Consider the following 13510-nt stretch of genomic DNA (forward strand, 5'->3'; position numbering starts at 1 on the left):
TAGTAGACAACGGAGATGATACTTGGACATTAACAATTCCATCAGGAAATGAGATTAGTCCAGACGGTACCTACGATGTAACGGCAGTAGCAACCGATGCCGGAGGAAACACCAGTACAGATACTACCTCAGGAGAGTTAATCATAGACACGTTAGCACCAAGCGTACCAACAGTTGTAAGTCAAACAACCAACGATACAACACCAACAATTACAGGAACAGCAGATAGTGCAGACACCTTAACAGTAGAAGTTGATGGAGTAACGTATACCGAAGGCGACGGCAACTTAGTAGACAACGGAGATGATACTTGGACATTAACAATTCCATCAGGAAATGAGATTAGTCCAGACGGTACCTACGATGTAACGGCAGTAGCAACCGATGCCGGAGGAAACACCAGTACAGATACTACTACCGATGAATTAGTAATTGACACCACTGCCCCAGTTTTAACAATAACTATAGATGATATTACAGCAGATAATGTATTAAATGCAACTGAAGCAGGAACAACCATTGCAGTAACCGGAACAGTAGGCGGAGATTTCAATACCGGCGACACGGTAACATTAGTAATCAATGGAAACAGCTACACTGGTACCGTAGATGCCAGTGGAAACTACAGCATCAATGTTCCAGGATCAGACTTAGCCGCTGACACAGACACGACAGTAGAAGCAAATGTAATTTCAATTGATAGTCATGGGAATAGAGGATCTGCTTTGAATACTCATAAATACTATTTACAAGACACGGATAATGATGGCATATCAGATGTTGTAGATGTAGATGATGATAATGATGGGATTCCAGATGTTGAAGAGGGAGATGGTTTAGTAGATACTGATGGTGATGGAATTCCAGATTCATTAGATCTAGATTCTGATAATGATGGTATTAATGATGTAATAGAAGGAGGAAATGGAGATTTAGATACCAACGAAGACGGTGTTATAGACTCTGGCGATTCAGGGTATACAGATGCTAATGGAGATGGACAAGCTGATGATTCTGTAGATGATGATGAAGAGCCAGATACGGATGGCGACGGTACTCCAGATTATCAAGATTTAGATAGTGATAATGACGGTATTAATGATGTTATTGAGGGAGGAAATGAAAGTTCCGATACTAATGGTGATGGAGTTATAGATTCTAATGATATGGGAGGTTCAGATTCTGATGAAGATGGAATTTCTGATAGTGTTGATGGAGATATAAATAATTTTGGTGAGGGAGGTAATGGAGATGATACTCCATTAGATACAGATGGAGATGGTGTTCCTAACTATCAAGATTTAGATAGCGATAATGATGGAGTAAATGATGTTGTAGAAGGAGGGAATTTAGATGAAGATGGAGATGGACAAGTAGAAAACCCTTTAGATGATTCAGACGGAGATGGAATTTCTGATAGTGTTGATGGTTTAGATGGTTTTGGAGATGCTAATAATCCAGATAATAACTCTAGCCCTACAGATCCAAACGATGGAGGTAACGGAGTGATAGATGGAGAAGATACAGATGGAGATGGAATACCTGACATTATAGATGGTTTTGATGGGTTTGGGGATGCAATCAATGATGACACTTGTGTGAAAGTAAACAACTTAATGAGTCCTAATGGAGATGAAGCAAACAGTTACTTACATATTGATTGTATTGAAAATTTCCAAAAGAATACTCTTGAAATTTTTAATAGATGGGGTAATACCGTATACAGAATAGAAGGATACTCGAATAAGGATAGAAATAAAAGGTTTGAAGGAATCTCTGAAGGTAGAGCTAATATAAATGTAGGCGATAAATTGCCAGTTGGAACATACTTCTATATTTTAGACCTTGGAAATGGAAGTAAAGTTAAAAAAGGCTGGATTTACATTAATAGATAATCTAGATTTATAAAAAAGACTGATGAATAAAAGTATTAATCAAATGAAATTATATTTAAGTTTAATCATAATATGTACAATGAGTATTTGTATAACCACAAATATTCATGCGCAACAAGATCCTCAGTACACACAGTATATGTACAATACAATGAATGTAAACCCTGCTTATGCAGGGTCTAGAGGGCATACAGTAATTACTGCATTAGGCAGAATGCAGTGGGTAGGTTTTGAAGGAGCTCCCAATACTCAAAACTTATCATACGATACTCCTTTAGGATATTCTGGGTTAGGATTAGGGGTTAACTTAATGAATGACCAAGTAGGACCATCTAGTGAAATATATTTAGACGCTAATGTATCTTACAATATACAAACAGGTGCAGAAGGTAATTTAGCCTTTGGTTTACGTTTAGGAGGAAGGTTATTAAATATAGATTGGTCAAAAGGAACTTATAAAGATGATGAAGTTGTTTTTCAAGATAATATTAATAAGTTCTTACCAACTGTTGGAGCAGGTATTTATTATCATCAACCACAATGGTATGTTGGATTATCGGTACCTAATATTTTAAGAATGGAACATTACGATGCTGAAACTCCAGGAGAAGTAGCAGTAGAAAGAATGCACTTTTTCTTAATCGCAGGATATGTTTTCGATATAAATGAAGACTTAAAGTTTAAACCAGCAGCTTTGTTAAAAGGAGTTTCAGGGGCACCTCTATCATTAGATATTTCAGCTAATTTACTATTTAATGAGAAGTTTAGAGTTGGAGCTTCTTGGAGATGGGATGATTCTGTAAGTGCACTTTTAGGTTTTCAAGCAACAGACTCTTTACTTATAGGGTATTCATATGATTTAACAACATCAAACTATAATGTAACAAATTCTGGGACACACGAAATTATGCTACAGTATGAAATCTTTAAGGATATTAGATATAGGTCACCGAGATTCTTTTAAAAAGAGAGAAATGAAATTAAAAAAGATACTAACATTAACAATATTGTTAATGCTTACTGCAGTTGGATTTAGCCAAAGTAGAAAAGTAGCAGATCGTTATTTTGAAGAATTCTCTTATGTCCAATCGGCCAAATTATATAAAGATTTAGTATTAATTAAAGGAGATAGCTCTCAACATGTGTTAACTAGGTTAGCTGAGTCTTACTATAATAATTCAAATACAGAAGAAGCAGAAATATGGTATCAAAAACTTATTTCAAATTTTAATGAAAAAGTAGAAGAAAAACATTTGTTTAAATATGCTCAAGCTTTGAGGAGTAATGGAAAGTATAAAAAATCAGATTCTATATTTTTAAGATTAACTCAAGCTCAAAAAAGTAGTTTAAATAAGGAACTTAAAAAAGAAAACTATTTGTTAGACTACACTAATAAAGAGAAAAGAATAGGAGTAAGGAACTTAGCAATAAATACACCCTATTCAGAATTTGGAGGGTTTTTATTGAATGGAAAAGCATATTTCTCATCATCTGTAGCTAATGATTCAAAAAAACAAAAATTATATAAGTGGAATAATCAACCATTTTTAAATATTTATAAGGCAGAAGAAAGTATACAAACATTAGAAGGTAGTAAGCAAGACACTATCTTAGTTTTAGGAAACGTTCAAAATCTAGGAGAGCCAATAGCTTCTGAATTACATGAGTCGACCCCTGTTTTTACAAAAGATGGAAAAACCATTTACTTTACAAGAAATAATTCTGAAGGAAAGAAAGTAAAGAGAAGTAAGAAAAACATATCTAATTTAAAAATTTATAAAGCCAGTTATATTAATGGTTATTGGGTTAACGTTAAAGAGCTACCATTTAATAAAGATGAATATTCAACAGGTCATCCAGCTTTAAGTCCAGATGAAAAAACATTATACTTTGTTTCTAATATGCCAGGAGGATATGGGCAGTCTGACATTTATAAAGTAGAAATAAAAGGAAATGATGAGTATGGAGAACCAGTAAATTTAGGAAGTGACATAAATACATCAGAGAAAGAAGTCTTTCCGTATGTAGGAAATGATAATGTATTATATTTTTCATCTAACGGGCATTTAGGTTTAGGACTGCTTGATATTTTTCAAGCAAAGATTAAAGAGGATGGTACATTTTTATCACCTGAAAACTTAGGGTATCCATTCAATAGTAAAAAAGACGACTTTTCATTTTTTATAAGTGAAAATGGAAAAAGAGGTTTCTTTTCGTCAAATAGAGAAAAAGGAAAAGGAGATGATGATATTTATAGCTTCTTTATCTATACGGACTCACCAGTTTGTACACAAATTGTTAAAGGAGTAATAGAAAACAATAAAACAAATACTCCGGTAGATGCGGTTGTAGTAAAACTAATTAATAAAGAAAAAGAAGTTATAGCAGAAACAATTTCTGATAGTTCAGGTAACTATACTTTCAAAGATGTGCCATGTAATAATACCTATACAGTTACAGCAACTAAATTAGATCATAGACCAAGTAGAAGTATAGTTCGAACTAATAATAAGAGAAATAAAGAAATTATAGCAAATTTAAAGTTAACACCATTAATAATAGGAAACCAAATAGTTATAAAACCTATTTATTTTGATTATGATAAGTATGATATTAGGGAGGATGCAGAGTATGAGTTAGAAAATATTGTAACAGTAATGACTAATCATCCTGAGTTAGTGATAAAAATAGAGTCACATACAGATAGTCGAGGTAGAAGAGATTACAATAGGTTTTTGTCAGATAAAAGAGCAAAATCTACGAGAGATTACATATTATCAAGAGGAATTGCAAGTAATAGAATTGAAAGTGCTATAGGTTATGGAGAAGACAACCCTTTAAATGATTGTGTAGACGGAAAAAAGTGTACTGAAGAAGAATATCAATTAAACAGACGTTCATATTTTTATATAGTAGAAGGGAGTGAATCTATAGAAATAAGACAGGAACAAGAAAAGAAAAGGATCAATAGAAGATTTACGACAAGAAAAAGTAATTTTTTAGAGTTTTTAAGCAAAAACTTAAAAAAAACTGATAGAAGCTTAAGACCAGAGGATAATAAATGTTTTAAAGAAAAAGATAGTGATTGTCAAAAGTTAAACAAAAACGTAAAATTAAACTATAAAAAATAAAGTTTTATTTAAATAGTTGTAAAATCAACAAATAAAAAACTCCTTTATTTAAAGGAGCTTTTTATTTATACTGACATAATAATATATCGAAAATTAAGTTATAGAGTTACATTAACTTATTATCATTTATTATTAATTATGAAAAAATTATTTATTCCTTTAGCGGTATTGGCTTTAACAATGTCGTCTTGTGTATCAAAAAAGAAGTATGTAGAACTTGAACAAAAGTATAATGATACTAGAGGAAATTTACAAAAGACAACTCTAGAAAAAGAGCAATTAGAAGCTAAGTTTGCTAAAATAGAAAAGAGAGTTGATGATTACAATGAAAAAATTAACTCATTAAAGAGTGTAAACGAAACACTTCATGAAGAAAATAACATTAAGCTAGATATGGTTGGAAAATCAGCTGTAATCTCAAACTCTGTAAAAGAAAAAATGAGAGAAACGCTTAAAAATGTTGATCCAGCTGAGTTAGCTAATGTTAAAACGTTAAAAGACTCCATGAATGTAGCTATTGCTCACAACTTAAAAAAATCTATCAATACTTCAGAGTTAGAAAATGATGAAGATGTAAATATTGACATTGATCAAACAGTTGTGATGATTTCTGTTTCAGACAAAATGTTATTTAATACAGCTAGTTATAGAGTTAAAAAAAATGCACATAAATTAATAAAAAAATTAGCTGATGTGATTAACTCTGAACCAAGCATGGATGTTATGATAGAAGGTCATACAGACTCAAGACCTATTAGTAATGCAGTTGTACAAGATAACTGGGATTTAAGTGTTAAAAGAGCAACATCTATCGTTAGGCTTTTAGAGAAAAAATACAACGTTGATCCAAGTAGATTAATAGCTTCTGGTAGAGGTAGTTCTGTGCCACTTGTTGAAAATAACTCGGCTAGCAATAGAGCTAGAAATAGAAGAACTAGAATTGTAATTTTACCAAACTTAGATAAGTTTTTTGGTTTGTTAGCAACAGAAGAAAACATTAAGCTTTAATAAGAAAAAAAGACAAAAAAGTAAGCCAGCATTATTGCTGGCTTTTTTTATGCTCATTACTTTAATAACTTACCTAATTTAAGTTCTATTTTGATATTGTTTAGATAATCAGAGAAAGTATGAAAACCTTCATTTATGCTTTAAAACAGGTAAAAGAAAAAGGTGTATATAAAGTAATTTTCTAATAAAGGATTAAAAGAGGAAAACTCTACCTTAATAGGAGTAAAGGTATGTAAGTGTTATAGTGAGATAAAAAAAATAAAAGAGGAGAGTATTTTAGTAAATTTAAAAACTTTAAAAGGAATAAAACTAAAAAAAGCTTCTAATTATATAATTAGAAGCTTTTTTAAACACTTTTAAGAGTTATTTTATACCTTATTCATGAAGTTTAAAGTTAACAGGAATGTAATATTCAACATTAGCTGTTTTTCCATTATGTTCTCCAGGAACGAATTTAGGTAACTTAGAAACCATTCTCTTAGCTTCTTGTTCTAATAAGTGACCATCTTTAGGTCCTTTCATTTTTATGTTAGTTACCTCTCCTTTTTTATCTATGATAAAGCGAACCCATACTCTACCTTCAATATTTTGTTCTGCAGCTGCTGCAGGGTAGTTAAAGTTTCTTTGAATATGACTAACCATTCTTTCATTGAAACAGGTTAATTTTTGCATATCAGGAACTTTTGTACAAGCTTTGAATTGAGGAATACTTTGTACCTCTACAAATTTTACAAAATCAGTAATAGTTTTTTCTTTTACTACATTAGAACTTTTTTTAGCTACGACTTTACTTGTTGTACTAGATGAAGAATTATTTGATGCTCCTGGAGCCTTGAAAGTGATAGGAACTCCGTACTTTACTTTAACAGTCCTACCATTATGTTTACCAGGAATAAAGTTTGGAAGGTTATTAATTATTCTTTCAGCTTCTTTTTCTAAAGACTCTCCACCTTTTGGCCCACGTAATAAGATATCTTCAACATTTCCTTGCTCATTGATTGTAAATTGAACTAAAACTCTTCCTTGTATACCAGCTTCAATGGCGTCTTGAGGGTAGTTGAAATTTTTAATAATATGTTTAGTCATGTTTGTTTCAAAACACTTTGCTTGCTTTATTAAAGGAACATTGTTACACTTACTAAACAATGGAATTTCTTCAACTAAATTAAAAGGTACTTTTTCAATAGTTGAAGAATTATCTTCTAACTCAAGTTTACCAATTAACAAAGACTTCTTTTTAATATCAGCTACTTTTTGTGAAGAATTAATACCTCCACCTATAGCAGAAACAGCCTCTTTGTTCTTACGAACAACACGTCTTCTGGTTGAGACTTCAATAGAAAGTTGTTTTTTTGCACCACTCTCGGTGTCTTCAATTGCACATTTTGTGATACTGTTTGGATCAGCGATTTGTTCATCTGGAGTAGTACATACTTCTTGTCCTACAGCCGCTAAAGAAAGTAGCATAGCAGCTACTACTAAGGGGAATTTTTTAATCATGTGTGCTCTATTTTTAAGTGTTTGGTTTAGTTATTAACACGTTAACTAACGCTGTAAATATAAGTAAAAAATAGAATATAGCAAATTATTTTATAATCTTGACCAAAAGATAGTTCCTTTAAAAAGAAAATATAAAGTTATGGAACTTTAAAAATTATAGGTAAAGCATATTTTACATTAACCGAGCTACCTTTATGACTTCCAGGAATAAATTTAGGGAGCAGTGAAATTAATCTTTCTGCTTCTTTTTTTAGAAGTGCACTGTTTTTAGGTCCTTTCTTTTTTATGTCAATTACTTTTCCTTGCTTATCAATAGTAAATTGAACTAAAATTTTACCTTCAATTTTTTTTCGCAAGGCCTCTTTTGGATAATCAAAATTTCTAACAATATGTTTAATCATTTCTTTTTCAAAACACTTAGATTGTTGAAGAATTGGAGTCTTTTTACACTCATTAAACAAAGGAATTTGTTCAACTAGATGAAAAGGAATTTTATCTAAAGAAGTTAAAATATCTTCTTTTAAGTTTAGTTTTTCTACAAGAGAATTTTTACTTTTTATTTCTTCTACTTTATTTGATTTTGCTGAAATAGTATTTGTTTTTCTAAGTTTACGATGTCTTTTTCTTGTCGAAATTTCTTTAGTTTTTTCAGTTTCTAGAGCTTCTTTTACATCTTCTATAGAGCATTTAGTAATACTAATGGTATTTAAATCTTGGATATTTTCATTTGGGGTTTCACATTTTTCTTGAGCATAAGAAAATGATATTGAAAATAAAAAAAAGGTAAAGATATGTTTCATTTGTGTGTGTTAAAGAGGAATTTTTAAGGAGCACGAAAATAAAATTATCTGAAAATCTAGATAAATATTTTATATTAATTTAAGATTAAATTTATAGGAAAAGAGTATGTGACATCAACAGGAATTCCTTTTTCCTTACCTGATTCTAACTGAGGTAACTTGTTAATAATTCGGTTGATTTCGTTGGTAATAATATCACTTGGTTTAGAGCTTACTACTTGAATGTTTTTTGGTAATCCATATATATCTATTGTGAATTGAATCAAAATTCTGCCACGTATACCTTCTTCTGAAAAGACTTCAGGATAATAATTTTTAGAAAAATGTTTTTGCATATTGTCTTTAAAACATTTTTTTGCATTTTCGTTAGAACTATTTTTACACTTAGGAAATAAAGGAACTTGCTCAACAACAGAAAATAAAATTTCTTTAGTTTGAGATTTTAAGGAATTTTGTATTGATAAGCCATTGTTTGTAGTAATAATAGAAACTTTTGAAGAAGCATTTAAGCTTGATTGATTTTTTTGAGTAATCTTTCTTACTTTTTTTATTCTGTTTCTAGCAGTTAGTGTTTGAGTTGTTTTTTTTCTAGGAATTTGATTTTCTTTACCAATTTTACATTTATCCATACTAATAATATTTAAATCAATAGTATTATCTTCAGGCGTAGTACATACTTCTTGAGCTTCGAGTGTAATTGAGATGAAAAGAAAAAATGTTAAAAAAAGGAAAGTTGTTTTCATAAGGCTTAAGAGCTTGTTTGATGACGTAAAAATCATTCTTTTTTACTCTTTTGTTCTTAAGTAATTATGATATATCTATTAAGTAATATGTTCTTTAATGTTATGAATATTAAGTAAATATTAAGTGAAATGAGATAATAAAAAAAGCCTTCATAATTTATGAAGGCTTTACTTACTTGTATAATAAATTGTAAGCTATTACTTTACATTCATTAACTCAACATCAAAAATTAAAGTAGCGTTTGGAGGAATTACACCACCAGCACCTTGTGCACCATATGCTAAGTCAGATGGAATTACTAAACGAGCTTTGTCGCCCACTTTTAACAACTGAATACCTTCATCCCAACCAGGAATTACCTGACCAACACCAATAGCAAAATCGATAGGTTGTTTGCGCTTATATGATGAATCAAATACAGTTCCATCTAATAACTGACCTTTATAGTGTACAGAAACCATAGCTCCTTTAGTAGCTTGTTTTCCGTCTCCATTTTGTAAGATCTTATAACGTAAACCGCTTGGAGTTTCGTCATATCCTGCTGCTACTTGATCTAATAACTCTTTTTGTTTAGCTTTTGCTTCAGCTTCACGTTTTTCACGAGCTCCTTCAAAAGTTCTAAAAGCTTCTACAGCATTAAAAGCTTCAGCATCACTACCAACACGAATAATTTCTACATCCATAGTATCGTCTTGAGCAATTGCATCAACAACGTCTTGTCCTTCAATAACACTACCAAAAACAGTGTGTTTACCGTCTAACCAAGGAGTAGCAACATGTGTAATAAAAAATTGAGAACCATTGGTTCCAGGACCTGCATTTGCCATAGATAATTTTCCTGGAGCATCGTGTTTTAATTCAGGGTGAATTTCGTCATCAAATTTATAACCAGGGTTTCCTGTTCCTGTTCCTTGAGGACATCCTCCTTGAATCATAAAATCAGCAATTACACGGTGGAATTTTAATCCGTTATAATAAGGAGTTCCTTGTGGTTTCGCTGAGTTTTCTAAATTTCCTTCTGCTAAAGCAACAAAGTTACCTACAGTTCCAGGAGTTTTTTCGTATTCTAAGTTTACTAAAATTTCACCTTTTGGAGTGGTGAACTTTGCATAAATTCCGTTATCCATTTTTCTCTTGTTTATTTATATATGTGTGATTCTAGTGTCCAAAATTTAAGGGAAAAAAGAATCTTTTTATTAAAATAGCTAAATCATTGTTTTTCTTAGCAATGACAAAGTTAATTTTTTACAGATAAAGTTGAAAGGTTAAAGCTTAAACCTATGTTAATATTGTTAGAGTTAACATTTCCAAAAGGAGAGTAATATCTACCTCCAGATGCAATTATAGAAACCTGATTTACGATATCATAACTCAATCCAAGAGTAGGACGAATAATGATTCCTTCGTCAGTATCTACACCAGCACCTCCACCAGCACCTGCCATAACTTCTATAAATCCACGCATTTTGTTGTTAAAAAAATATGGACTATATATACCACCACCGACTAATCCGTGAGCATATCCACCTGAACGACCGTCATATGCAAAACCAGCTTCTCCAGCAATATATAATGAATGATTTAAATCATAGTTAACTTTAAAGCCAATTAATTGTAAGTCAATTTCAGTAGCGTCGTAAATATCATCTGTTTTAGCAACATCAAAATAACTTTGATTTTGAACTTCAAAACGTAACCCTTTTGTAAGATAAGTACTGCTCTCTTCGGAAGATGTTCCGCCGTTAAATCCGAAGTACTTTAAACCAAATCCGAAAGTATAGGCTTCTAAATCACCAGCAATGGCACGATAATATCCACCATGACCACTAATAGCAATGTTTTTAAATAGTTTTAAGTCAATTCCTGCAGAAGGGTAGATCATTAACCCACCTTCAGGAGCTACACGACCACCAGCAGCACCAATACCTAATTTTCCGAAGATATTAACGTATTTTGATTGATATGGATGATACCCCGCACCAATAAATAAATCCATAAAGCCAGCGCGTAGCCCCCTGTAAATTGCATCGGTGTGAGCAAATAGAAAAGTATTTTCGTTCAAATATTTCTGATACTCAAATCCAAGTACATATAGTAATTCATTTAGGTCATCCCCATTATCTTTTTTCGAATTACCAATAGGTTTAAAGAAATCAAAACGAATTTGTTGTGCATTTTTAACCACTGGTTTACTCCAAAAACTATCTGGAGAAAGATTGTCTGCTACAAATTTTTGATGCGCTTTATCATAATCAGTAAAACGTAAAATACTTGGTATCTCTACAAAGAAAGAAACGGAATTACTTTTAATTTCTCCTGATAAAAAGTTAACGTGACTGTATTGTATTCCGAAGGAGTAATCATTCTTTTTGTACTGCAATCCGATATTGGGATTAATAAAACCGCCATCATTTACCAAGTAACGATATCCGCCACCACCACCAAAATGGAAGTTAGCATCAATATATAAGTTTTTATATAATTGTTTATTGATTCCCAATTCTGCACCTAAGGTAAATAATCCTCCTTGGTCTCCTGTTACCGCAAAATGAAATCCAGCTCCACCATATAACCAATCATTAATAGGGATTTGATAATGCAAGCCAGTCAAACCCATCGTTGGTTTTAAGTCAGTAAACTTATCCGAAGGCATTTCAACAGGAATAAAATTCAAACGAACTTTATTGTGTAATTCTTTTCCTTGTAAACTCGATAAACCCTCTTGACTATAAGTTATAAAAGAGAAAAGAGAGAATAGAAAAGAGAATATGTAGGGTTTGTTAAAACTCACTAGTGAAATGTAATTTTACTGTTGGATATTTGCTTTGTGTCATTTGAATTGTAAACGGAGAATCAGCTAAAAACACTAGTTGACCTTGTTTGTCTTTAGCTAAATAACGTTGTTTTACACGTTTAAACTCTTTGAATTCTTCATTTTTAGGGTCTTCTGGTTCAACCCAACAAGCTTTGTGTACTGCAATATTTTCATACGAACATTTAGCACCATATTCATGCTCTAAACGGTATTGAATTACTTCGTATTGAAGTGCTCCTACAGTTCCTACAATTTTGCGTCCGTTCATATCTAAGGTAAATAACTGAGCAACTCCTTCATCCATTAACTGGTCTAAACCTTTATAAAGTTGTTTAGCCTTCATTGGGTCAGCATTATTTACATAACGGAAATGTTCTGGAGAGAAACTAGGAATTCCTTTAAAATTTAATTGTTCTCCTTCTGTTAATGTATCTCCAATTTTAAAGTTTCCAGTATCGTGTAAACCAACAATGTCACCTGGGAAAGATTCTTCAACAATTTCTTTTTTCTCAGCAAAAAAGGCATTCGGACTAGAAAATTTTACTTTTTTACCGTTACGAACATGTAAGTAGGGTGTGTTTCTTTTAAAAGTTCCTGATACAATCTTTACAAAAGCTAAACGATCACGATGTTTAGGATCCATGTTTGCATGAATCTTAAAAACAAACCCTGTCAATTTTTCTTCTTTAGAATCAACCAAACGTTCCTCAGCTTTTTTTGGCTGTGGATTTGGAGCAATATCAATAAAGCAATCTAATAACTCTTTTACTCCAAAATTATTTAAAGCAGAACCAAAGAAGACAGGCTGTAAATCTCCATTAACGTAAGCTTCTTGGTTAAAGTCTGGATATACTTCATTTACTAATTCCAATTCTTCACGAAGTGTATTTGCAGAATTTTCTCCAACAATTTTATCTAGTTCAGGGTTGTCTATATTATCAAATTCAACACCTTCTGAGATGGTTTGTTTATTGTCTCCAGAAAAAATGTTTAGTTTCTTTTCCCAAATGTTGTAAATTCCTTTAAAATCGTATCCCATTCCAATAGGGAAACTTAAAGGAGTTACTTTTAAACCTAGTTTTTGCTCAACTTCATCTAATAGATCAAAAGCATCTTTTCCTTCACGATCCAACTTGTTAATGAAAACAATCATTGGAATTTTTCGCATACGACAAACCTCTACTAACTTTTCGGTTTGTTCCTCAACCCCTTTTGCGACATCAATAACTACAATAACACTATCTACCGCAGTTAAGGTTCTAAAGGTGTCCTCAGCAAAATCTTTGTGACCAGGGGTATCAAGAATATTGATTTTTTTGTCTTTATAAATAAAAGCTAATACAGAGGTAGCAACAGAGATACCACGTTGGCGTTCAATCTCCATAAAATCAGAAGTAGCTCCTTTTTTAATTTTATTATTTTTTACCGCACCAGCTTCTTGAATCGCTCCACCAAAAAGTAATAATTTTTCAGTTAAGGTGGTTTTACCTGCATCTGGGTGTGATATAATTCCGAATGTACGTCTCTTCTGTATTTCTTCTAAAAAACTCATCTATAAATTTTAAGGTTGCAAAGATACATTTTAAAGCGAACTGTTCAAAAGGTTTTAATTGTTGA

The 13510-nt window shown here is 31.7% G+C and carries 10 protein-coding genes; 4 read left to right on the plus strand and 6 right to left on the minus strand.

Going from position 1 to position 13510, the window contains the following annotated elements; all coding sequences use genetic code 11:
• From MHM83_RS15540 to MHM83_RS15555, 4 genes are all read left to right on the plus strand, one after another.
• On the plus strand, positions 1-1895 hold a 1895-nt coding region (locus MHM83_RS15540; protein WP_239180778.1), incomplete at its 5' end, for a gliding motility-associated C-terminal domain-containing protein.
• Between the two features lie 43 nt (positions 1896-1938).
• Positions 1939-2859, plus strand: coding sequence for a PorP/SprF family type IX secretion system membrane protein (locus tag MHM83_RS15545; protein ID WP_159614753.1), 921 nt, complete (start codon positions 1939-1941; stop codon positions 2857-2859).
• 10 nt (positions 2860-2869) lie between these two features.
• Positions 2870-5026, plus strand: coding sequence for an OmpA family protein (locus MHM83_RS15550; RefSeq protein WP_239180780.1), 2157 nt, complete (start codon positions 2870-2872; stop codon positions 5024-5026).
• 138 nt (positions 5027-5164) lie between these two features.
• The gene (locus tag MHM83_RS15555) at positions 5165-6034 is read left to right on the plus strand and encodes an OmpA family protein (protein WP_047789147.1); all 870 of its coding nucleotides are present in this window, start codon (positions 5165-5167) and stop codon (positions 6032-6034) included.
• A gap of 375 nt (positions 6035-6409) precedes the next feature.
• Here MHM83_RS15555 and MHM83_RS15560 read toward each other — a convergent pair whose 3' ends face one another.
• The 6 genes from MHM83_RS15560 to MHM83_RS15585 all read right to left on the minus strand — a co-directional run bounded on the left by MHM83_RS15560 (position 6410) and on the right by MHM83_RS15585 (position 13445).
• Positions 6410-7534, minus strand: coding sequence for an energy transducer TonB (locus MHM83_RS15560; protein WP_053056675.1), 1125 nt, complete (start codon positions 7532-7534; stop codon positions 6410-6412).
• Positions 7535-7671: 137 nt separating this feature from the next.
• Positions 7672-8334: an energy transducer TonB gene (locus MHM83_RS15565; RefSeq protein WP_047789146.1), complete on the minus strand. Its 663-nt coding sequence runs from the start codon at positions 8332-8334 to the stop codon at positions 7672-7674.
• 74 nt (positions 8335-8408) lie between these two features.
• On the minus strand, positions 8409-9077 hold the full coding sequence (locus MHM83_RS15570; RefSeq protein WP_173361049.1) for an energy transducer TonB: 669 nt from the start codon (positions 9075-9077) through the stop codon (positions 8409-8411).
• A gap of 198 nt (positions 9078-9275) precedes the next feature.
• Positions 9276-10205, minus strand: a complete 930-nt coding sequence (locus tag MHM83_RS15575; protein ID WP_173361048.1) for a peptidylprolyl isomerase — start codon at positions 10203-10205, stop codon at positions 9276-9278.
• Between the two features lie 110 nt (positions 10206-10315).
• Positions 10316-11869 carry a hypothetical protein gene (locus MHM83_RS15580; RefSeq protein ID WP_239180782.1) on the minus strand — a complete coding sequence of 518 codons (1554 nt, stop codon included), beginning with the start codon at positions 11867-11869 and terminating at the stop codon, positions 10316-10318.
• Positions 11859-13445: a peptide chain release factor 3 gene (locus MHM83_RS15585; RefSeq protein ID WP_239180784.1), complete on the minus strand. Its 1587-nt coding sequence runs from the start codon at positions 13443-13445 to the stop codon at positions 11859-11861. Before MHM83_RS15585 ends, MHM83_RS15580 begins: the two co-directional genes overlap by 11 nt.
• Positions 13446-13510 lie beyond the last annotated feature (65 nt).

This window comes from Tenacibaculum sp. Mcav3-52, from assembly GCF_022347665.1.
GTDB classification, from domain to species: Bacteria; Bacteroidota; Bacteroidia; order Flavobacteriales; family Flavobacteriaceae; genus Polaribacter; species Polaribacter mesophilus.